This is a genomic window from Luteolibacter sp. LG18, from assembly GCF_036322585.1.
Classification (GTDB): domain Bacteria; phylum Verrucomicrobiota; class Verrucomicrobiia; order Verrucomicrobiales; family Akkermansiaceae; genus Luteolibacter.
In genome coordinates, this window is sequence record NZ_AP024600.1 from 950,777 (window position 1) to 972,358 (window position 21,582).

15 protein-coding genes are annotated in these 21,582 nt (G+C 64.4%); 8 read left to right on the forward strand and 7 right to left on the reverse strand.

Translation table 11 applies throughout. The features are described from left to right. Positions 1 to 188 precede the first annotated feature (188 nt). Both llg_RS04010 and llg_RS04015 read left to right on the forward strand, forming a co-directional pair. Complete coding sequence (locus llg_RS04010) at positions 189 to 863, forward strand: response regulator transcription factor (RefSeq protein ID WP_338288240.1); 675 nt, start codon at positions 189 to 191, stop codon at positions 861 to 863. 90 nt (positions 864 to 953) lie between these two features. Further along, positions 954 to 1,655, forward strand: coding sequence for a PEP-CTERM sorting domain-containing protein (locus llg_RS04015; protein WP_338288241.1), 702 nt, complete (start codon positions 954 to 956; stop codon positions 1,653 to 1,655). A gap of 2 nt (positions 1,656 to 1,657) precedes the next feature. Here llg_RS04015 and llg_RS04020 read toward each other — a convergent pair whose 3' ends face one another. Together llg_RS04020 and llg_RS04025 are read right to left on the reverse strand one after the other, a co-directional pair. Then, on the reverse strand, positions 1,658 to 3,703 hold the full coding sequence (locus llg_RS04020; protein WP_338288242.1) for a hypothetical protein: 2,046 nt from the start codon (positions 3,701 to 3,703) through the stop codon (positions 1,658 to 1,660). A gap of 263 nt (positions 3,704 to 3,966) precedes the next feature. Continuing rightward, positions 3,967 to 4,737, reverse strand: coding sequence for a hypothetical protein (locus llg_RS04025; protein ID WP_338288243.1), 771 nt, complete (start codon positions 4,735 to 4,737; stop codon positions 3,967 to 3,969). 761 nt (positions 4,738 to 5,498) lie between these two features. Between llg_RS04025 and llg_RS04030 the strand changes: the two genes are divergently transcribed. From llg_RS04030 to rimO, 4 genes are all read left to right on the forward strand, one after another. Continuing rightward, positions 5,499 to 8,099, forward strand: coding sequence for a LamG-like jellyroll fold domain-containing protein (locus llg_RS04030; RefSeq protein WP_338288244.1), 2,601 nt, complete (start codon positions 5,499 to 5,501; stop codon positions 8,097 to 8,099). Positions 8,100 to 8,253: 154 nt separating this feature from the next. Beyond that, complete coding sequence (locus tag llg_RS04035; protein WP_338288245.1) at positions 8,254 to 8,853, forward strand: L,D-transpeptidase family protein; 600 nt, start codon at positions 8,254 to 8,256, stop codon at positions 8,851 to 8,853. Between the two features lie 33 nt (positions 8,854 to 8,886). After that, entirely contained in the window at positions 8,887 to 9,561 is a 675-nt protein-coding gene (locus tag llg_RS04040; protein WP_338288246.1) for a hypothetical protein, read from the forward strand. A 108-nt stretch (positions 9,562 to 9,669) separates the two neighbouring features. Then, positions 9,670 to 11,073 (forward strand): 30S ribosomal protein S12 methylthiotransferase RimO, encoded by a 1,404-nt coding sequence (gene rimO / locus llg_RS04045; protein ID WP_338288247.1) that lies wholly within the window; start codon positions 9,670 to 9,672, stop codon positions 11,071 to 11,073. Positions 11,074 to 11,101: 28 nt separating this feature from the next. Here rimO and llg_RS04050 read toward each other — a convergent pair whose 3' ends face one another. Next, entirely contained in the window at positions 11,102 to 11,623 is a 522-nt protein-coding gene (locus tag llg_RS04050) for a DUF4190 domain-containing protein (protein WP_338288248.1), read from the reverse strand. A 107-nt stretch (positions 11,624 to 11,730) separates the two neighbouring features. On the opposite strand from llg_RS04050, the gene llg_RS04055 reads away from it, so the two are divergent. Then, entirely contained in the window at positions 11,731 to 12,633 is a 903-nt protein-coding gene (locus tag llg_RS04055) for a hypothetical protein (protein WP_338288249.1), read from the forward strand. Positions 12,634 to 12,845: 212 nt separating this feature from the next. Here llg_RS04055 and llg_RS04060 read toward each other — a convergent pair whose 3' ends face one another. The 4 genes from llg_RS04060 to llg_RS04075 all read right to left on the reverse strand — a co-directional run bounded on the left by llg_RS04060 (position 12,846) and on the right by llg_RS04075 (position 18,921). Next, positions 12,846 to 15,431 carry a TIR domain-containing protein gene (locus llg_RS04060; RefSeq protein ID WP_338288250.1) on the reverse strand — a complete coding sequence of 862 codons (2,586 nt, stop codon included), beginning with the start codon at positions 15,429 to 15,431 and terminating at the stop codon, positions 12,846 to 12,848. Between the two features lie 120 nt (positions 15,432 to 15,551). Next, on the reverse strand, positions 15,552 to 16,952 hold the full coding sequence (gene mpl, locus llg_RS04065; RefSeq protein WP_338288251.1) for a UDP-N-acetylmuramate:L-alanyl-gamma-D-glutamyl-meso-diaminopimelate ligase: 1,401 nt from the start codon (positions 16,950 to 16,952) through the stop codon (positions 15,552 to 15,554). Between the two features lie 131 nt (positions 16,953 to 17,083). Continuing rightward, complete coding sequence (locus tag llg_RS04070) at positions 17,084 to 17,965, reverse strand: haloacid dehalogenase-like hydrolase (RefSeq protein WP_338288252.1); 882 nt, start codon at positions 17,963 to 17,965, stop codon at positions 17,084 to 17,086. Positions 17,966 to 18,027: 62 nt separating this feature from the next. After that, positions 18,028 to 18,921, reverse strand: a complete 894-nt coding sequence (locus llg_RS04075) for a TIGR01777 family oxidoreductase (protein ID WP_338288253.1) — start codon at positions 18,919 to 18,921, stop codon at positions 18,028 to 18,030. 88 nt (positions 18,922 to 19,009) lie between these two features. Here llg_RS04075 and lptD point away from each other — a divergent pair, with 88 nt between their 5' ends. Beyond that, positions 19,010 to 21,580 carry an LPS assembly protein LptD gene (gene lptD, locus llg_RS04080; RefSeq protein WP_338288254.1) on the forward strand — a complete coding sequence of 857 codons (2,571 nt, stop codon included), beginning with the start codon at positions 19,010 to 19,012 and terminating at the stop codon, positions 21,578 to 21,580. The last annotated feature ends 2 nt before the right edge of the window (positions 21,581 to 21,582 follow it).

Below are 21,582 nucleotides of genomic sequence, written 5' to 3' on the forward strand. Positions count from 1 at the left end.
GGAAGGGGGCGGACGCTAGCAACGCCCCCCCGGCGGGTCAACCACCGGCGAATACGGGTTCCCCGGCACCCACCGGAAGCTACCACGGGCGCACGCTCAAGGAGATGTGCGGATTTCGTGAACTTGACTTTTTGCATGATGGCAAGCATTCTGCTTCTCCTCGTATTCCCCCCTTTCCGTTTCCGCATATGGCTCCCCCCCGCATGCGCGTTGCGGTGATCGATTCCCAACCGGTCGTCCGAGCCGGCTTGCGCCTCGTCATCGATGCCTGCACCTCCCTGTCCTTCGCCTTCGAGGCCTCGGACCCACGGGAGGCGATGGAGAAGATTCGTGCCGGTGGGGTGGATCTGGTGGTGTCCGAGGTGGCCTTCCAGGACCACGAAAGCGTCTTCGAGCTGCTGCGCGAGCTCCGCGAGCTGCCCCGCCCGGTGCCGCTGCTGGTTTTCTCCCACCACCTCGAACAGCAGGTCGCCCCGAAGGCCCTCCAGGCCGGGGCCCGCGGCTATCTGGAAAAGCACGCGTCCATGGAGGAAATCGTCCGCGCCATGCACCGCGTGCTGGCCGGAAAGGTCTACCTGAGCCGCGAGATGACGGAATGGGCGCTGGATCATCTAACGCCCGGCGGCACCACCCCGCAAACCCCGGCCACCCAGGTTTCCGGACTGACCGTGCGGGAGCTGGAGATTCTCGAACTGATAGGCAGTGGCATGCAATCCAAGGAGATTGCGAATTGTCTCCACATCAGCCTCAAGACGGTGGAGACCCACCGCGCCCACCTCCGCGAAAAGCTTGGTATTGCAAGCGGTTCCGGGCTCGTCTGCTACGCCAGCCAGTGGGTGGTGACGGAGCACGCGGCCTCCTGATTAGATAACATCTCAGGGTTAACCCTGAGATGAGAATCCGGGTTGCAGCCGATTGTATTTAGCCCCCAAACCCTTCAGGGTGTTAGGGCTATGAAAACCACCCCCCAACAGGAAGGCACCCTCTCCTTCCGCACCCGCCCGGCTTGGTTGGCCGCATCACTCCTCATCATGGCCGCCCCCCTGGCGCAGGCGTTCGTGATGACCTTCCAACTGGTGACACCCGCGAATTCCAGCGACATCTCCGGCGACCTGTCCGCCACCGTCACCGACATCGGTGGAGGCCAAGCCCTGATCCAGATCAGCAAGGGCTCATCCTTCGTCGGGCGGATCGACGAGGTGTATTTCGATGTCAACGACAGCATCACGCTGATCAGCAGCATGGCCACCTCCACCACGCCCGCCGACTACACCATCATCAATGGCGTCAGCTACACCGGCGGAGCGGTCCCGAATTCCATCTCCCCCGACCATCCCCCGGGAGCGACCAATGCCCCGTGGCTGTTCGACACCGATTTCGACTTCGGAGCCACCAGCACCGCCAATAGCATCAACAACGGCGAAACCGCGGCCTTCATCGCAACCTTCTCCGGCACGGTGACCTTCGCCGACCTCGAGCAGGCCGCGACGGACGAAAACTTCCGCATCGCCATGCACGTGAAATCCCTCGTGGGCGGCCAGAGCGACGCTTACGTCAGCCTGCCCCCGGATGGTGGCGGCACCATTCCCGAGCCCTCCAGCGCGCTCCTGGGCGGCCTGGGCGGCCTCCTGATGGTCCTGCGCCGGAAACGGTGAGGTCAGTTCGCCGTCGTCTCATGGACGGCAATCCGGAAGAAGCACGCCTTCCCAGCCCCCGCCGGCGCGTGCGCTTCGAGCGTCTCAATCCCCCCGCTGGTCGCAATCACGGAAACCGGAACCGCCTGCCACGTCTTCAGATCGCTGGAACATTCCACCTGCCAGCCCACGTTCGCCGCCGCCGTGTCGTGGGTGAACCGGTAGCTGGCGGAGGAACCCGAGGCGATCGCTCCCCCTGAAGACGCCGCCAGGGAAACGGCAGGAGCCGCCGCCCCATCCTTATGCAAAGGATCCAAACCCAGGGTGTATTCGACCAGGTTCGGAAGGCCATCGCCATCCGGATCCGCCGTCGCGGCCACCCGCGAGGCGGGCGCGTTCGCGCCGAAACGGGAGGCCTGCCAGACGCCAAAGGGCGAGTCCGTAATCGGGACATCCGCTTCACCGGAGGCGGCGACATAGCCGCTGCCTCCAGCCACCTGCATGCGAACCGTCCTGGTGCCATCCGGAAGGTCGTTCTTCACCGCCACCATCTGGATCTGGCCGGCGGTCTGGAATGCGGGCACCACGACATCCGTGCTGCCGGGAGCCACGATCGAGAAATCGGTCCCCGGCGCGACGGTGCCCGCGAATGCCAAATGGACGACCGTGTCCTGGGCAGCCGGGGTGGAAAGGGTAACCGTCGCGGTGGCCATGGTGCTGGTGGAGCCCTCCACCATCGAACCGGAGGCGGACACCGAAGCGACCGGCGGGGCCAGCGGCAGGCTGCCGAAACTGGCGACCGCAAGCGGATCGCCGAGCACGACGTTCTGCCAGGACAAGTAGCGCATGCCGGACCAAGCGGACTCCACCCAGGTGCGCCCGTCGTTGAAATAGCGGGCGAGCATCAGGTAGTTCCGCGCCACCGCGGTGGTGAGCGGCTCCCAGACATGGCCGGTGCCGAAGGTGCCGCCCGCGTCCACCCAATCGGAAAGCTGGCCGTGATCATCGAAGCCCCCGACCCCGCCGAACTTGCGGGCGTTGTAGCTTTCGAAGGCGTTGTAGATCGCCCCCTGTCCGAGCTGGCCGCGGTAGGTGTTGATGTAGCCGTCCTTCAGGCCACCGCTGTGGTTGCCACCGTAGCCGGTGAGCGCGGCGACCCGGCCGCTGAACCGCTGCGTGCCGGCATTGCCCGCGGGGAGGTCGCCGTTCAATCCGATCAGGAACGCATCGGTCTGCTCGAACACGAAGGCCGGCCAGGTCGGAGCCATCAGGGTCTGCGTCGAACTGTAGTCCCCGGACTCGAAGGTGCCGCCGGCGCTCTTGTCCTCGATGATGGTGTCGACGCTCTTGTCGTAGACGGGATGGAGGCCGCGGTCGATCATGGCGTTCACCGCCGCGGCCGAGTTGCCGTCGAGGCGGGCTGTTAGATAGATGCTTCCCGGAGTGACCGCGGTGCCGCCGGACTTGTCGAGGAGCTGCCACTTCGGGCCGGAGACCTGCTTGCTGAAGAACTTCGTGGCGGTGATCGTGGAGCGGTCGTAACTGGTGATGTCCGCGTTCACGCTGTAGTACGGATTCACCACGTAGTTGTCGGCGCCGGAGTCCATGTTGCCGCCCGCTTCGCCGGTCTCCAGGTTCTGCCAAAGCAGGGTGAGTTCGGAATCGACCGAGGCATACGAGGCGTTTCCACCGGTGATCCGCGTGGCGGCGGAGCCCGGATTGTCCCCGACATCCCCGCCCTGGATGTCCTGGACTCGGTGCGGCAACCCCTTTGTTAGAACGAACACCACCACCTGTTGCTGGAGGCTGTTAGAGGTGAGGTAGGTCCGCAGCGGCTGGCGGATCTTCGAGATGAAGTTCGCGTAGGAGATCGTGCCCGGAACGAGGGTCGCGTCGTTGAAATCGAAGCCGCGCACTCCGGGGCGGACCGCCGCGTAGTGGTTCCAGATGGCGAGGCTGTCCGGGTCCTTCGAATTGTAGAGGACCAGCACCTTGGCCGGAGTAAGCGCCCCGGAAGAAATGAGCGCCGACCCTAACAGAAGGAGGCAGGCCCACCAGTGAACCAGCATTCCGGAGATCCGGAGCCGGGATCCGCGGACGCGCCCTGGGCAGGACGCGGGTACGTGATTCCCCCGATTGGAAGTCATTCGCTTAAGAATGATTAAAGACCCGGGGGAGACGTGTGCAAAAAGCCCTATAAGCGAATTACCTTCAAGGGGAAAGTTAACGGCTGCGTAAATTCCCCACTTCTTGCGTAAATTTACGCAACCGTTAGCTAACAAAAAATCCCGGCATGATCACTCATGCCGGGATGGAGCCTCACACGCGCGGGTCAGAAGGCCCGGGAGCGGATGAATTCCGTGTCCGTCGCCGGGGGGGGCGGCGGCGGAATCGGAATCGGGGGGGGAGGCTTCGGAGGGAGATCGAGCGGATTGGAAACGATGCCCGCCACTTCCGGCAGGGCCAGTTTCGCATCCTTGGCGTCCTTCGAGTCGCCGAACGGGCTCCGCCCGGCGGGATCCAAGCGGGACAGGACCGCCTGGACTTCCGAAAGGGAATCCGGAGCAGCGGCCAAGGCGCATTGGGCGGTTTGCCGCATCTGATCCGGATTGGCCATAATCGCCGCCTCCAAAATCACCGCGACCATCCGGGGCTCGGCGTGGGTGGCTTCGATCACGGTCTTGACCACCTCGCAGGCGGCATCCGGCTTGCTCTCGATCGCCGCGGTCACGAGATCGACCACCGATCCTTTCGAATCCGCGGCGAGCTCCCGCAGCCCCTGCAACCACCGCCGACGTTCGGCGGAGGTTTCGATCCGCGGACCACTGGCGTTTTCAGCCACCGGCATCCCGCGGAGTGGAGCTTGACCGGTCAACGACACCCAGTGGAGGGCGGCGGCGGTATCCGCCCCGGCGTTTTCACGCGTCTGGGTGGCGGAAGTCTGGATTTCCACCGCCGGGACGATGCCCGGGCGATAGGAATCGGGGGATGCTTCCGAGGCATCCGGCGAGCGACTGAGTCTCGTTTGGCTTTCTGCGAGCAGGAAGGAACATGCTCCGGCCAAGGTCAGGCCCAGCGCCCAGGGGCGCATGGTTCGTTTCATCGGGGGAAGGAATGAAATCGGCTTTTTCTATCAACTATTTCGCCCCCTCTCAACCCTCCTTCACCTCAACCTTTTTGACACCCACTCTCATTATACAACTTGCTCATTTTACGCATTTTACAAAATCGCAAACAGACCGATTCAACCAATCTAGCAAGTTGTGATTTTATATTTTTCCTAAGCGGTTTCAGGTTGGGATTTTGAGAGGGCGTCGCAGCCGGAAACGAGGCCATCGCGAGCCCGTTTGGAGGTCAAACCAAGGGAGGGTGGCGATCCCCGACCAAGGCCCCCTCTGAAAAAAAATTTCGCTCCCGTCGCGGAAAATCGGACCGCTCCGCGGCCACCTCCCGAGCGCTCCGGAAGCCCTCCACAAGTGGTCCCGTGGGACGATTTCCGCGCCGTCCTCACGAGAACAACCTAGACACCCCAAAATCGGACTTTTGACGACGTCCGACAGGGGTTCCGGAGCCCCTACGTGGGACTACGAGAATTGCAGCAAACAAGGAAGATGCCGACAGCCATGTCGGAATCATACAATCTGATGAGACCTTCAGAGCCTAAGTTTGGCCCCGTAACTTCCGCTATAGACCGAGCTTTTTCGAGACGTGACCCATCGTGTGCGTCGCCCGCGCCTACTGTTGCATTTATCGTTTTAATACCAAACTCAGAAACTCATGAAGCCGATTAATAGCACCGCCCTCACCGGGCTTCGATCTGCGAATAAACGTCTTCCGGGGACTGTTCCCGCGCTATTAGCCGCGATGTCCGCCCCCCTGTTTGCCGCCGACGTGACCTTGACGGCCACCAACGCAATCAACACCAGCTCCTTCAACTCCAACCTTTCGTGGTCGAACGCCCTAGCGCCGGCCGCTGGAAACGCCTACATCGTCCCATCGGGCTTCAATTTACGAACCCCTGCGGACGCTACCACCAATTTCACCTTCGGCGGCGATTCGCTGACGTTAAATAGTTCCTCGCTTGTCTATAAGGGCGGCACCAATATCAATACGATAACAATAAACAATTTCACGTTAAACGGAGCCACCATCAATAACGCCAGCAATAGCTCGACAGCATTTATCGTAGGTGGCAACAATATGGCTATCGCGGGAACTGGCGCGTCCACCATTCTCGCAAACAACGCCACCATCACCATTACATCGCCCATATCCGGCAATTCCGGAAGCCTTATACTAGCATCCAACGGGTCAACCTCCGGCCGTCAGATCATTTTGAGCGGCGCCAATACTTATGTCGGCAATATACAGGTGAGCGGTTTGAGCGGAGCGGTCCTTTCCGCCACCACCGGCAAGCTCGCCTTCGCGCTCGGAACCTCCGGGGCCTACAACACGATCTCCGGCACCGCGGCGACAGTCCCGTTCGCGTTCAACGGAGCCTTCACGATCGACCTGACCGGCGCCTCCACCACCGTGGGCACCACCTACCCCCTGCTCACGCTCAACACGATGGCCGCGACCTTCGGTGCCACCTTCTCGGTGCAGGGCTGGTATCTGGTGGGCAACGTGTGGATTTCACCGGACGGGAACTACAGTTTCTCGACCGCCACCGGCCAACTCAAGGTGATCCCGACGGACTCGGACCACGACGGACTGCCGGATTCCTGGGAAAGCTTCTACTTCGGCGACCTCACCCACACCGGCACGGAGGACTGGGACGGTGACTTCACCACCAATGCCGGGGAATACGCCGCGGGCACCGATCCGACCAACCGGGCATCGTTCCCGGACACGGACTCCGATGGCCTGCCCGACGGCTGGGAGACCAATTACTTCGGAAACCTCGCGCAAACCCCGAGCGGTGACCCGGACGGCGACTACAGCACGAACCAGGAGGAGTTCCTCGCCGGCAAGGATCCATCGAACCGCCTGAGCTTCCCGGACGCCGATGGCGACCAAATGAGCGATGGCTGGGAATCGCACTTCTTCGGAGCCCCGGAGGCATGTGCCCCCGGCGGCGATCCAGACGGTGACCTTCACAACAACCTGGCGGAGTTCACCGCCAATTCCAACCCGACGAGCATCCTTTCCTCCCCGGATCAGGATGGGGACGGCCTGCCGGATGGCTGGGAGGTCAAATACTTCGCCACCACCGGAGAAACGCTGGAGCAGGCCATCGCGCACGTGAACGGCACCGCCGACAGCGATGGCGACGGCCGCACCGACCTGGTGGAATACCACGAAGGCACCAATCCCAAGGTCGCGGACACCGCTCCGCCAACCCTCGCCTACTGGCGCTTCGAGGAAAAGACCGCGGGCACCGTGGCCTATCCGCAGGTCGCCGGTGCGGTGAAGGACGTGACCGGAAACGGCAATGACATGATCACCTATGCCGATTACACCGCACCTGCCTACAGCACCCGGGCCCCGGCCGCGGATGTCACCAACACCCGGGCGATGAACCATTCCTCGCTCAATTTCGCGGCGGTGGCCGGGAACCGCTACACCTCGGACAACATCTACACCCCGGGCACCGCGCCGATCAACACAACCGTCTTCACCGCCTACACGGTGGAAGCCTCGTTCCGCTCGACGGTCACCGGCCAGGCCCAGGGGATCATCGGCAAGGGCGGCAACCCGACCGGTGCCGCCGCCCCCTACCAAGCCCCCTTCACGCTCAAGCTGAACGCCGCGAACAAGGTGGTGGCCGGCATGGTGGATTCCGTTCCTTCCGCCCACGAGGTGGTCAGCACCCGCACGGTGACCGCCGGCTCCTGGTACTCCGCCGCGGTAACGATCAGCTCCACGACCCTCTCGCTGTGGCTGAAAGCCCCTGGCGACACGGCCTACGTGCTGGAAGGAACCGCCACCATCAACGGCGCCGCTCCCACGACCGCTCCCAATGTCGCATGGGTGATCGGCCAGACGGAATACAACGCCGCCGGGAACTTCGTCGGTTTCGACAGCTTCACCGGCGATCTCGATGAAATCCGCATCAGCGGCCGGGTGCTGAGCACTTCCGAGTTCCTCGCCACCAACCGTTTCACCGAAAACGATACCGATGGCGACGGGCTAGCGGATGACTGGGAGACGCTCATGTTCGGCAACCTCGATCAGACAGCCGACGGCGACTACGATGGCGACGGCACCAGCAACCTGACCGAGTACCGCCTGGGGCTGAGCCCGGTGAACGGAAATTCCCGCTTCGCGATCACGGTCGAGTCCTGGGGGCTGTCCTGGCCGAGCGTTTCCGGCGTCACCTTCACGGTGAAACGCAGCACCACGCTGGCGGCCGGAAGCTGGCAGACCGTCGGCACGGTGACCGGCACCTCGGGAACCGCCTCGTTCACCGACCCCGCCCCGCCCGCCGGAAAGGCCTTCTACAAGGTCACCCTGGAGCCATGATTCCATTTGTCCTGTAAATAACCGCGCGCATCAGGAAGCCGGAAACCGCGAGGTTTCCGGCTTCTCTTTTTGCGCCCCGGCTCACCCCACGGATACAATTTCCGTCCACCGCTCCACTTGTCAGCTAGCCGATTCGTTCTCTAACCTGCCGGGCGTGATTCGTCGCACTGCCTTCCTGTTGGCTCCCCTCCTTCTGGCCCAATGCGCGTGGAAGACCCCGCCGCCCCCAGAGCAGCCGAAACCCGTCTTTCATGTCCACCAAACCCGCTATGACGCGCTGAGCCCGCGGGAGACCAAAGTTTTGATCGACCTCACCGAGCAGAAAGCCCGGCTGGTGGACCGCCACAACGTCGTGGTGGTGGAAACCGACGTCTCCACCGGGAAGCCCGGCCATGAAACGCCGACGGGCAGTTTCCGGGTCACCGAAAAGATCGCCGACAAGCGCTCAAACCGCTACGGCCGTTACAAGGACCCGAAATCCGGAACCGACCTCGGAGCCTCCGTGGATCTCCCGAAACCGCCGAAGGACGCCGTCTACGAGGGCTACTCGATGCCCTACTGGATGCGCCTGACGTGGGACGGGGTGGGCATGCACGTCGGCTACGTGGTTCCACGGAAGGCCCTCAGCTACGGCTGCATCCGGTTTCCGGCCGCCGTCCAGCCCCTGATCTTTGAAAAATGCCGGGTCGGCACGCGGGTGGACATCACCGGGGAGGCCCCCAGCGAGCTGAAACCGGCCCACCCGTCGCGTTGACATTCGGTCGACGCCCCACCAACTTCCCCCGCCATGGATACGATGAAAATCCTCCTCGGCGCCACGGTTGCCCTTTTGATCGGGGCGCTCGCGATGTCGTGGAACGGCATGAAGCAAGGCGTGGCGACCGCTCCGGGCGAGGAGCAGCTCCGCATCAAGCAGCAGATCGAGGAGCTCAATCTCGAAGTCCAGCGCCTGAAAACCGAGAAGGCCGTGCAGGAACTCCGCATCCCGACCGCCTCCCAGTCCGCTCCGGCACCCGCCCCGTCTTCCGCCGACCTGGAGGAAGCCAAGGCCCAGCTCGCCGCCAAGGAAGCCCAGCTCAAGGCGCTCGAAGACGAGAAAAACAAGGCCGAACGGAAGGCCCGGCTGTATAAGGACGAAGCGGGTGAAGTTGGATCTCAAATACTCGAATCCCACGACCAGGAACTCCGCCGTGCCCGCCAGATCTCCCAGGCCCTGGTGATGGCCGTGGTGACGGAATACCAGGAAGACCCGGCGCTGGGCGGCGTGGTGGTCATCGACGTGAAGATGCCGGAGCAGGTGCAGGTCGGCTCGATCCTCGGCATCCGAAAGAACACCGGCATCCTCGGCCAGGTGAAGGTCACCAGCATCTCGCCGGAAGGCGCGATCGCCAGCCCTCTCGCGGGTTTCGGCCAGCTCAAGCCGCAGCCGGGTGACGAGCTGATCGTGCCGCCGCAGCTCTGAACTGTTGGATTGCCCGGGGACGATATTTCCCCTTTCATCCGCGCCCGCGCCGGGACATCACCGCCGCGGGCGATTTTTTTGCCGCGTTTCCCGAACCCTTTTTCCGCCATGTCCACCACCGTCGGTCTCATCTCGCTTGGCTGCGCCAAGAACCTCATCGACTCCGAAGTCATGATGGGTCACCTCGCCGAAGCCGGGATGACCCTCACCTCCGAGGCGGATCTGGCGGATGTGCTGATCGTGAACACCTGCTCGTTCATCGACATGGCGAAGCAGGAGTCCATCGACACCGTCTTCGGCGCGGTCAACGAGCGCGGCACCAATCCCGAGCGCGCCCGCCAGAAGATCATCGTGGCCGGCTGCCTGTCCCAGCGTTTCGCCAAGGACCTGCCGGGCATCATGCCCGAAGTGGACGCCTTCATCGGCCTCGACCAGATCACCAAGGTCGCGCCGATCATCGAGAACCTGCTCGGCAAGAAGAACGACGCCGAGGTCCAGAAGACCGAAGGCCCCGCCGCCACCGAGGACCCGCGCGATTTCGTGACGCTGAAGCCGCAGTACGTGCCGGACTACACCACCCCGCGCTTCCGCCTCACGCCCGAGCACTTCGCCTACGTGAAGATCGCCGAGGGCTGCAACCACACCTGCACCTTCTGCATCATCCCGCAGATCCGCGGCCGCCACCGCTCCCGCACGCAGGAGTCCGTGGTGAAGGAAGTGGAGGCGCTGGTGAAATCCGGCGTGAAGGAGATCAACCTGATCTCCCAGGACACCACCTACTTCGGCATGGACAAGTGGACCGAGTCCCGCCCGAACCCGAAGTCCCCGGTGGACTCCTCGAAGGGCGAGTCGCTGGCCACGCTGCTGCGCGAGATCAACAAGATCGAGGGAGAGTTCTGGGTCCGCCTGCTCTACACCCACCCGGCCCACTGGTCCGACGAACTCATCCAGACCATCGCCGAGTGCGACAAGGTCGCGAAGTACGTGGACATCCCGCTCCAGCACATCTCGGACAACATGCTCAAGCTGATGCAGCGCCAAACCAACGGCGACTACATCCGCGACCTGCTGCGCCGCATGCGCGCGGGCATCCCGAACCTCGGCATCCGCACCACCTTCATCGTCGGCTTCCCGGGTGAAACCGAAGCGGACTTCGAGGAACTGCTCGAGTTCATCCGCGAGTTCCGCTTCGAACGCGCCGGCGTGTTCTCCTACTCGAAGGAGGAAGGCACCCGCGCCTACAAGATGGGCGACCAGGTCCACCACATGACCCGGAAGAGCCGCTGGTCCCGCGCCATGCAGGAGCTCCAGACCATCGCCGGGGAAACCAACCAAGCCCAGGTCGGCAAGCAGGTCCGCGTCCTCGTGGAGGAACCCGGCATCGCCCGCACCGAATGGGATGCCCCGGAAATCGACGGCTCCGTGCACGTCGACGACACCATCCCGGTCGGCAGCTTCGCGGACGTCACCATCGGCGACTGGCGCGGCTACGACCTGGTGGCGGCGCGCTGAGGCCCCACCACCGTTTCGTGACACCGGGTCACCAATCGTGGTGATCGGTCGGTTCGTGCTTGTCCGGGACGCCTCCGTGCGGGCACTCGACCGCCATCATTCCCACAGGCGGGATGGTTTCGGTAACGAAGTATTCTCCACCGGCCGGGCAGGGCTTGGTGATGGCGGAGCCGACGGGCAAGGTGACCTTGCTCCAATCGATCCGCGCGCCGGTCTTGAGATGGTTGGCAGCCTGATAACTGCGAACCGCCTGCTGGACATTCCTCTGGTGCATGATGCAGGCAGCCCGGTCCGAACCCTTCTTCCAGGCACGGGCACCCACGAACAGGAAGGACAGGACCATCAGGACGACCACCACCGTCACCGAGATGTAGCCGATGATGAGGCCCGCGAGCGCGATCCCGTGGCCAGTCAACGCGCCGGCGGATTTCTTGATCCTGGAGAGGGCGATGTGACCGCAGACAACTCCGACCAAACCGAGGCCGAGCAAACTGGTCACCAGACTGGCGATGGCCAGGCCCGAAGTCTTGGGCTGCTGTTGTATTTCCATATCACGATCAATTCAGGGCAAGTCCAGATGGTCAATCTCCATTAAGGTTCCAAATCCGCCAGCTTGGAACCTTCCCCCACGGACCCCACCTTGTTAGACCTCGCGGCATGAAACTCTCGATCATCGGCCCGGGAAAGGTCGGCATGGCCCTCGCGTTCGCGGTGACGCTGCGTGGCTTCGCGCGCGAGCTGGTACTGGTCGGACGCGACCCGGCCCGGCTGGAAGGCGAGGCGCTCGACCTGCTCCACGGCGAGTCGTTCTATCCCGCGCCGGTGAAGATCCGGGCGGGCGACGTGGCAGACACGGCGGGCTCGGACGTCATCGTGTTCTGCGCCTCGGCGACCTTGGAAGTAGAGGACCGGCTCGCGCTCGGCCCGAAAAACACCCGGCTGTTGGAGGCGATGCTGCCGCCGCTGGTGGAGGCCTCGCCGCACGCGCTGCTGCTGATGGTGGCAAACCCGGTGGACGTGCTGACGTGGCAGGCGCTGCGGATCACCGGCTGGCCCGCCTCACGGGTCTTCGGCACCGGCACGCTGCTGGATTCGATGCGCTTCCGCCACCTGCTGTCACGCGAGCTGGGCATCTATCCGGACGATGTGCGCGCCTACATCCTCGGCGAACATGGCGACACCCAGTTCCCCGCGATGAGCATGGCCCACGCGGGCGCGGAGCGGATCGCGGACACGCCGGAACGGCGCGCGATGTTCCGGCAGGCCGCCACCATGGGACAGGAGATCTACCGACGGAAGGGCCACACCAGCTACGGCATCGCCATGTCCGCCGCCGCCATCCTGGAATCCATCGCGCTGGACGACAAACGGACGATGCCGCTGAGCGTGCGGGTGGACGGTTACGAAGGCGTGAACGACGTCTGCCTGAGCCTGCCGGTGGTGGTGGGGCGCAGCGGGATCGAGAAGGTCTTGAAGCCGGTTCTCAGCGAAGAGGAAGCCGCGGCATTCCGGCACTCGGCGGAAGTCGTGAAGGCGGCGATCGGGTTGTGCGGGAGTTGAGCCTTGAGGCGAGGAAGGTCTTCCGGGAGGCGGAGGCCTGAAAGTTTGCTGGTTGGCAGTGTTCAGTTTTCAGGAAGAGGAGAGGGCTGGCGGGACACATTCCACGATCCCCAACTCTCCCCTTTTGCAATTTTGCGCCTCTTTGCGGCTAAAATCTCGACAGACTCCGCCTCCCGGAAGACCTGCCTCGCCTAAAGGCTCAACTCCTTTCCTTACTTCACGCGCTTCCGCCACTCGGTCTTGAAACGCTCATCGAACTGGGTCTCGTAGGCCTTCCGCCAGTCGGCGGTGGCATCGATGCCGAGCTGGGAGCGCGTCCAGGGTTCGGTGCTCCACTCCTGCTCGAAATCGAGGAACTCACCGGGCACATAGGAGGTGCCACCGAGACGCCGACCATCCGCGGAGAAACCGAGGCCGGTGCCACGCTTGCCGAGGCAGGGCAGCACGATCGACGGCTCGCTGCCATCGCCCTTCCATAGCCGCACCTGACCATCCTCGCCGGTGGAGGCGAGGAACTTGCCATCGGGCGTGGCGACTTTCACCCGCGTGCCCGCTGGAGAGCCCGCGGGCGGTTCGGCGTCGGAGTTCTCCTTCGCGAACTTCGGCCAAGTGTCCGGGTCGTTCTTGAAAAGCGAATCCTTGATCTCACTCGTCTGGGTGCCCATGCGGACGCGGTCGTGCGGGATCCAGAACCGCATCGTGCCATCCGAGCCGACGCTGGCGAGGAGATCGGTGAAGGGAAACCGCAGATCGGCGACGAGTCCATCGTGCCCGAGAAATCGCTCGACCTCCTGAAGGTCGTCGGTGCGGGACACGGCGATCGCGTTGTTGGCCAAGGACACGGCGATCCACTTGTCGCTCACCGCCATCTTGTCGGTGGTCTCCGTCGGGAACTCCCAAACCCACACCGGAGGCTCCTTCAAATCGAGATCCCAAACACGAACCTGATGGACCGTGCGGACGACCAGACGTCTCCCCACCCAACACACGGTGCTGCCATTGGTGAGATGCGCGATGACACCCTCGCCCTTGTCTTCGAGCTTGCGGTGTTTGCCATCCGGCATCCGCACCGTCACCGCCTCGCTGATGTCGGCGATCGCGATGGTGCCATTGGCGGAGATCGCCGCCTGCGCCCGCCAGACCCCGGGAAACTTGTCCACGATGTGACCTTCCTCATCGTAAACCGTCGCGCCGGTGTCGATGGAGGCCGCCACCCAGCGATGCCCATCGGCGGAGGTGGCGGCGAAGGCTTCCTGCTCGAAATTCTCCGCCACGCGGTTGGTCTCATGCATGCCATCCAGATCGGCATGGACGAGGTGCCACATCTCTCCGGATTTCACGACCAACAAGGTCCCGGCGTCATTGAGGAACGACACCGACTCCGGCTCCTCGTCGTCCTGACCGGTCATCGGCAGCGATCCGAGATCGCGCCCGTTGGCCGTGATCACGCGCAGCGCGCCCTCCTCCAGAAACGCCACCGTCCCCGAGCGACTGATCGCGGCCGTGGCGACGGACGGCTTCACCTTGAATGCATCCACCAGAACCGTGCCGTCCGGTTCGACGCGCGCCGTCTTCAACTGGCCCGCGTTCCAAAACACGGCGCGGCGGCCATCGGGAGCGAGGCTGGACTCCAGCGCGTAGAACGGGCTGCCATCGGTGGGAGCCATGGAGACATAGCCCGTTTCCGGATAGGCCTTCCCGAGCAGATAGCCCCAGTCCCACTGGCGTTCGTGCTCGGGGATCTCCCACAGCGCGTTCGCCGCACCAAGGGTGTTGCCCTCGCGCGCCAGGCGGTCGGCGAGCAGGATGTTGCTCTTCGCGAGGCGGGATTCGGATTCGAGGCGGCGCTGCTCGGCGAGGGTCTGCGCCTGCTCGGCTTCGGTGCGGCGGGTTTCGGCCACGCCGCGGGCTTCCTCCGCCTCCACGCGTCGGGACTCCGCGAGCGTCCGCTGCGCGGTCTCGGCGTCCTTCGCGGCGACAGCGGCGCGGCGCTGGGTCTCGGCCTCGCGCTGCTTCAGCGACGCGAAGACGCCGCCCGCGATGGCGGCGACGAGCAGCACGGCCATGGCGGCGGTGACGCGACGGAAGATGCGCGCGCGGCGGCGCTCCTTTTCGAGCTGATAGACCTTGTCGCGCTGGGTCAGCGTGCCGAGCGGCAGGCCGAGCACGCCGGCGATGATCTTGAGTTTCCCGAGTTCCAGGCGGCCCCGGTATTCCGAAACGAGGCGCTCGATCTCCTTGCGGGGAATGCCTTGGCCTTCCAAGGCCTGGCGGTAGGCCTCCGGACTGGTCCAGCCCTGCGAGTCGTCGGCGAGGCGGAAGTCCGCGGCGATCGGCTCGGCGTGCTCGCTTTCGATCAGGGCACCGCTCGCATCGACCGGATGCCGGAGCGGCTTCGGGAAGCTGTCGCGCGGCTCGCCATCGAGCACCGCGGCGAGCACCCGGTCGCTGCGGCCGATCCTCTTGTAGTAGAGGATCTCGTCCGCGACGTAGCTGGACTGCACGGCACGTGGCGAGCAAAGCACGACGAGGAACTTCGAAACGTCCAGCGCGCGGTAGATCGGCGAGGCGAGGTCGGCGTTCGCGGGCAGCTCGTCCTCGTCGCGGAAGACCGGAAAGATCCGCTCGGGGATGGTATCGCCGCGACCATTGACGGTGCCGACCAGATCGGACGGCACCTCGTAGGTCTCGATCTGCTGGTGGAGCCACGTGGCCCACTGGCGGCCGGGCTCCTTGTTATCGGCGTGCCGGTAGCTGATGAAACACCAGAACGAACGCGGCGGGGGTTGCGCTTCCATGATTCGGAGGCATGGAAGCGAACACGCAACAGGGAGCAAGGACATTCCTGTCCTTGTGGAATCAAGCACGGTTGTTGGAATGGGGGGAACAAGGACGGCGATCGCCCCGTTCCCCGGACCTCACACCGGCGCGCACTCCTTGAGCGACTCCAACAGCTTGCCGTGGATGCCGCCGAAGCCACCGTTGCTGAGCACCGCCACGGTATCACCGGGACGGGCTTCCGCGGCCACGATGGCGACGATCTCGTCCACCGTCTGGACGTAGCGGCCATGGCCGCCATAGAGACCGATATCGGCCGCGAGCTTGTCCGGATCGAGGCGGTCGTTCTCCGGAATCTTGTGGAGATCGGGAACCGCGGCGACGACGGCGAAGTCCGGCAGCGCGAGCGCCTCGGCGAGCTCGTTCTGGAACACGGCGCGGCGCGTGGTGTTCGAGCGCGGTTCGAAGAGCACCCACAGGCGGCTGCCGTTGTAACGCTGGCGCAGGCTCTGCACCGCCAGCTTGATCGCCGTCGGGTGGTGGGCGAAGTCGTCGATCACGCGGATGCCATTGATCTCGCCACGGACTTCCTGGCGGCGGGCGACCCCCTCGAAGGATGCCAGCCCGGCGCGGATCTCGGCGATGGAAAGGCCGGCGAACTGGCCGGACACGGTGGCCATGGCGGCATTGCGGACGTTGAACTCACCCGTCATCTGGATGGTGTAAGGCTCGCCATCGAGGGTGAACGAGCTGCCGTCGCGGTCATAGGACACATCGACGATGCGGTGGTCGCAATTCGCGCCGAAGCCGACGGTTTTCACCGGACAGGGGGCGTTGGCGGAGACTTCGAGGCAGTTCGGATCATCGCCGTTCACGAAGGCCACGCCGCTGCGGGGCACCACGTTGAGGAGGCGCTTGAAGGTCAGCTTGATCTCCTCGATCGAGTTGTAGATGTCGGCGTGGTCGAACTCGATGTTGTTCATCACCACGCACTCGGGGAGGTAGTGGAGGAACTTCGAGCGCTTGTCGAAGAAGGCGGTGTCGTACTCGTCGCCTTCCAGAACGTTGAACCCGGAGGGGCTGAAATACGCGCCCTGGCCGAGGTTCTTCGGCAGGCCGCCGATCAGGAAACCGGGATCGCGGCCGGCCTGGCGCAGCAGCCAGGCGAGCATCGAGGTGGTGGTGGTCTTGCCGTGGGTGCCGGAGACGACGAAGTTCCGCTTCCCGTGGAGGAAATACTCCTTCAGCACCTCGGGGAGGGACATGTAGAGCAGCTTGCGGTCGAGCGCGGCTTCCGCCTCCGGGTTGCCGCGGGAGATGGCATTGCCGATGACGATCACGTCCGCGTCGGCGGGCAGGTTTTCGGATTGGTAGCCCTCGGTGATGGTGATGCCCTGGTTCCGGAGGAAGTCGGACATCGGCGGATAGACGTTGGTGTCCGAACCGGTGATGGTGTAGCCGCGCTGTTTCATGGCCGCGGCGACAGCGCCCATGGCGGTGCCGCAAATGCCGGTGAAGTGGAATCGTTTCTTTTCGGACACAGGGAAATCTCGGTGATGGGATGGAAATCGGCCGCCTTTGCGTCGCGCGGACCGGTTCCTGTCATCTTTCCCGCGGATGTGCCGCCGTCAATCATCCGTTCCACCGGAAGGCCTAACAACCGGTGGGGCGCTCAAAACGTCGGCGCCGCCACGGTGCTCTTCTCCCGCTCCTCGATGCGGCGGTAGAGGATGCGGTCGGCCATTTCGCGGACCATCTCGGAGAGCAGCAGCCACAGGTGGGAGCCCTGGCGGTAGTCGGCGGGGGCAATGTGCTTCACCCGGCCGGCGTGGGTGGAGAGCTGGAAGCACTTCCGGAAACTGCGGCCGGTGGTGTCCTCCGGATTGTAAACGGCGATGGCATTTCCGCCGTTCTTGTTCATCACGGTGAAACACGGGACGTCGGTCGGACCGTCGCCGACATAGACCATGTTCTCGAAGGGAATCGGCCGCTGGTCGTGAGGCATGTGGTCGTTCACATCCTGATCGTAACGGAGCATGCCCTTGTTGATGCGGAAGAGGAACTGGGTCTTGGTGGTGTGGGAGATGGCGCGTTTCGGGAAGCTGATGCGGCCCTCGCTGTCCTCGCCGAACTCACAGCCGAAGATCGATTTCACGAACGGCTGGAGGCGGGAGCCATCGAGCAGGGCTTTCAGGCCGGAGGAGACGATGTAGTGCTCCACCTTGATCCCGGCGAGCTCGTGCTCCGGGGTGAGGACGGCCTTCGGCAGTTCGGTGAACAGCTCCGGCAGGCCCGGATAGAAACGCAGGCCCGCGCCGAGCTGGGTGAGCCGGGCGTTCGAGACATTGTCCATGCCGAGGTAATCGAGGAGGCACTTCATGTAGGCCAGCTCGCCGTCCCACTTCTGCTCGCTGACGAGGCCGTTGCACTTCTTCCAGAACTGCGCCGGATCGATGCCGAACTCGGGGAACAGCACGTCATCCTGCATGTAGCGGGGACTCAGGGTCTGATCGTAGTCATAGACCAGAGCGATGACGTTTTGCGGGGCGGCCATGCGCGGAGAATCCAGAGTCCGGAATCCAGAAGCAAGAGTGGAGGGGGCCGTGGATCGCGCTTCTACGCGATCAAGTCCGCCAGCGCCCCTTCGAGATCGGGATGACGGAACTGGAAGCCGGAGTGCTCCAAGGCGGCCGGGACCGCGCGCTGCCCGCCGAGCATCGCCTCGCCAAAGCCGCCGAGCGCGAACTTCAGGGCGAAGCCGGGGACGGACAGGAACGCCGGACGGTGGAGCGCGGCGGCGAACTTCCGGGTGAAGTCGGCATTCCGCTCGGGCCGGGGCGCGACGAGATTGACCGGCCCGGATACGACCGGAGAGCGGATGGCGTGGAGGATGGCGGCAACCTCGTCGTCCACGTGAATCCACGGCATCCATTGGCGGCCGGAGCCGAGCTTTCCACCAAGGCCGAGGTTGAAGAGCTTCCGGAGTTTCTCGTAGGCCGCACCGCCCTTGCCGAGGACCACGCCGGTCCGCAGCAGCACGACCCGCACGTCCAGCGATTCCGCCTCGCGGGCGGCGGCTTCCCAATCGATGCAAACCCGCGCGAGATAATCGGTCCCGGCGGGCGCGGTTTCGTCCAACAGGGCGTCCGCGCCATCGCCGTAGAAGCCCACGCCGGAGGCATTGACCAGGACGCCGGGGCGCTCGGCGGGGGTGAGTTCGCGGAAGTGGTCGACCAAGCGGCGGGTGCCCCCGGCGCGGCTGTCCTCGATGGCACGCATTTTCTCGGCGGTCCACAGGCAATCGACCGGCTCGCCCGCCAGGTTCACCACCGCGCGGTGGTTGGCGAGATTGAGCGCGCCGGGCGTTTGCCACTCCGCGACGTCTTCGGAGAGGATCGACCGGGACCGGCTGATGCCGGTGACGGGGATGCCCTCCGCGGCCAGCCGGGCCGCCAAGTGCCTGCCAATGAAGCCGGTGGCACCGAAAATGGCGACGGGCGGGTTGTCCATGGCCGGGATTCTAGCGGCAATCCACCACGCCGCCAACCCGGGGCTTTGACCTTTACTTCATCGGGCCTAACCCGTGTGATCGCCCGCGATGAGGATCAATGCCGGAGCGCCGCTTTTACCGCTTCTTTTCGCCCTGCCGCTGATGGCCCAGGAGGCGGAAGTGCTGCCCAATCCCGGAGGCGCTCCCGCCGTGGACAAGATCACGCCGGTACCGGCTCCTTCGCTCCCCTTCGGCACGCCCGAAACCAGCGCACCGACCCTGCCCAAGGAGGTGACGATCACCAACACCGGCGGCGGTTCCATCCAGTATGACGCCACCAGCGGCCTGCTGACCTACGGCTCCGCGGTGACCATGACGACGGACAACGGCACCACCGTCACCGCCCGCTCCGCCGTGGCGAACCTGAACTCCAAGACCGTGGAGCTGGCCGGCCCGGTGAAGGCCCTCACGGACAACAAGACCGAGATTTTCGCCGACCGCGCCGTGGTGGACACGAACGCGAAGACCATCACCCTGCTCGGCCACGTCAGCGTCTATCAGGGCAACATGCTCCAGCGCGGCGAGCAGGCGGTGTATGACTACGGCCGCAAGGCGCTGGATGCCTCCGGGCTGCGCTCGTCCGTCGACCCCCTGCTGCTGGAGGCCAACAAGTTCAGCGTGGACACCGATGCCGACGGCAAGCAGGTCTTCCGTGGCGAGGACGCCGGGATCACCACCAACGACGTCGAAACCCCGAACTACTGGATCCGCGCCAAGCAGACCACGGTCTATCCGGGCGACAAGGTGGTCTTCGAAAACCTCAAGTTCTACGCCGGGGACACGCCCGTGTTCTGGCTGCCGTATCTGAGCCAGCCGCTGAACAAGGAGCTGGGCTACCACATGGTGCCGGGCGCGCGCTCGAACTGGGGCCCCTTCATGCTCAACACCTACGGCATCATGCTCGGCGGCGAGCGCGATCCGAAGACCGGTGAGACCAAGGACGACTGGCTGCTTTCCCGCTGGCACCTCGACCTCCGCGCGAGCCGCGGCGTCGGCACCGGCGTGGACCTCGTGGACACCCGGGTGAAGGACAATCCGAACCTCGGCTGGCTGAACCTCTACTATCTCCACGACCTCGATCCTTCGATCCAGCGCTCCGGCATTCCCCGCCAGCCGATCGACGACGACCGCTACGCCGTGGAGCTGAAGTACCGCATTCCGCTCGAGGTCAAGGACGGGGCGGACTGGCGCCTGGACACCGATCTCTCGCTGCTCAGCGACCAGTATTACCTGGAGGACTTCGATCCGAAGCTGTTCCGCACCAATCCGTTCCCGGACAACACCATCGGCCTCTACCGGAACGACGGCGCCTCGCTGGCGTCCCTTTACACCCGCCTGCGCCTGAACGACTTCTACCGCAGCGACCAGCGCATCGAACTGGCCTACGATCAGGCCCGCTCCCCGCTCTTCGGCACGCCGATTCTCCACGAAGGAGGCACTTCCGTGGGCGTCTACGGTGAAACCACCGGCGACCCGACCCGCAACGCGGTGATCCAGCCGCTGCTGACCCTGCCGGCGGGCGATCCACGCATCCCCGGCCTCCTGGCCCAGCTCCCGCCCTACGAGCGCCTGCTGGTCCAACAGATCCGTTCGCTGCCGCCGGGCAACCCGGCGATCCCGTCGCTGGCCACCCAGTTGCTCGATCCGTCCTACTCGCGCTTCCACACCTACCACGAGTTCTCGATGCCGCTGAACGTCGGCGGCTGGCTGACGGTGGTGCCCGAAGTGGGCGTGGGCCTGAGCCGCTACTGGAACGTGGGTGGCCCGGAGGACGCGATCACCCGCGCCTACGTCGAAACCGGTGCCGAGGCCTCGGTGAAGTTCTCGAAGGACTACGCCGACTATCAGAACCGCACGCTGGGCCTCGATGGCCTGCTGCACGTGGTCCAGCCGTATGCCCGCTGGTCGATGGTGAACACCGACGACCTCGACTCCACCTTCCCGAAGATCGACCGACTGTCGTTCTCGACCCGCCCGCAGACCCTCGACCTGGGCCGTTTCACCGCGATCGACGACATCGCGGACTGGAACATCATCCGCCTCGGCGCGCGGAACCGCCTGATCACCCACCGCGATGGCCAGAGCTACGAGTGGCTCTATCTGGACACCTACATGGATGCCTTCATCGGCGATGATCCGCAGAACCTCGGCCGCAACGTCTCCAACCTCTACAACGACGCCCGCTGGCGGCCGCTGCCGTGGATGTCCGTGGACCTTGAAACGCAGTTCCCGGTGGTCAGCGATGGCAACGGCTACAGCGAGTTCTCGCCGCGGCTGCGCTTCATGCCGACCCCTGATTTCGAATTCTCGGTCGGCGAGCGCTTTCTGAACAGCCACCCGGTGCTGCCGGACTCCAACCGCATCGACTTCCGCGCCTACGCCCGCCTCCACGAGGACTGGGGCTTCGGCATGCTGCAGGTCTGGGAACTAGACGACAACACGCTGGAACTCCAGCAGTACACGCTCAGCCACGATCTCGGCAACTGGGTGGTCGGCGTCGGCCTGACCAAGCGCGACAACCGCGTGCACGATGAATACGGCGTGATCTTCAGCCTCACGCTGAAGGACTTCCCGGCCGTCTCGCTGCCCTTCGAGATCGACACCGACTCGAACCAATAATC

Bases quoted from the DNA above. Each gene is read 5' to 3' on its own strand.
- llg_RS04060 (WP_338288250.1), bottom strand. From the start codon at position 15,431: ATGGAAGCGCAACCCCCGCCGCGTTCGTTCTGGTGTTTCATCAGCTAC.
- llg_RS04050 (WP_338288248.1), bottom strand. From the start codon at position 11,623: ATGGAAATACAACAGCAGCCCAAGACTTCGGGCCTGGCCATCGCCAGT.
- rimO (WP_338288247.1), top strand. From the start codon at position 9,670: ATGTCCACCACCGTCGGTCTCATCTCGCTTGGCTGCGCCAAGAACCTC.
- llg_RS04055 (WP_338288249.1), top strand. From the start codon at position 11,731: ATGAAACTCTCGATCATCGGCCCGGGAAAGGTCGGCATGGCCCTCGCG.
- llg_RS04070 (WP_338288252.1), bottom strand. From the start codon at position 17,965: ATGGCCGCCCCGCAAAACGTCATCGCTCTGGTCTATGACTACGATCAG.
- llg_RS04015 (WP_338288241.1), top strand. From the start codon at position 954: ATGAAAACCACCCCCCAACAGGAAGGCACCCTCTCCTTCCGCACCCGC.
- llg_RS04030 (WP_338288244.1), top strand. From the start codon at position 5,499: ATGTCCGCCCCCCTGTTTGCCGCCGACGTGACCTTGACGGCCACCAAC.
- llg_RS04040 (WP_338288246.1), top strand. From the start codon at position 8,887: ATGGATACGATGAAAATCCTCCTCGGCGCCACGGTTGCCCTTTTGATC.
- lptD (WP_338288254.1), top strand. From the start codon at position 19,010: ATGAGGATCAATGCCGGAGCGCCGCTTTTACCGCTTCTTTTCGCCCTG.
- llg_RS04010 (WP_338288240.1), top strand. From the start codon at position 189: ATGGCTCCCCCCCGCATGCGCGTTGCGGTGATCGATTCCCAACCGGTC.
- llg_RS04025 (WP_338288243.1), bottom strand. From the start codon at position 4,737: ATGAAACGAACCATGCGCCCCTGGGCGCTGGGCCTGACCTTGGCCGGA.
- llg_RS04075 (WP_338288253.1), bottom strand. From the start codon at position 18,921: ATGGACAACCCGCCCGTCGCCATTTTCGGTGCCACCGGCTTCATTGGC.
- llg_RS04020 (WP_338288242.1), bottom strand. From the start codon at position 3,703: ATGCTGGTTCACTGGTGGGCCTGCCTCCTTCTGTTAGGGTCGGCGCTC.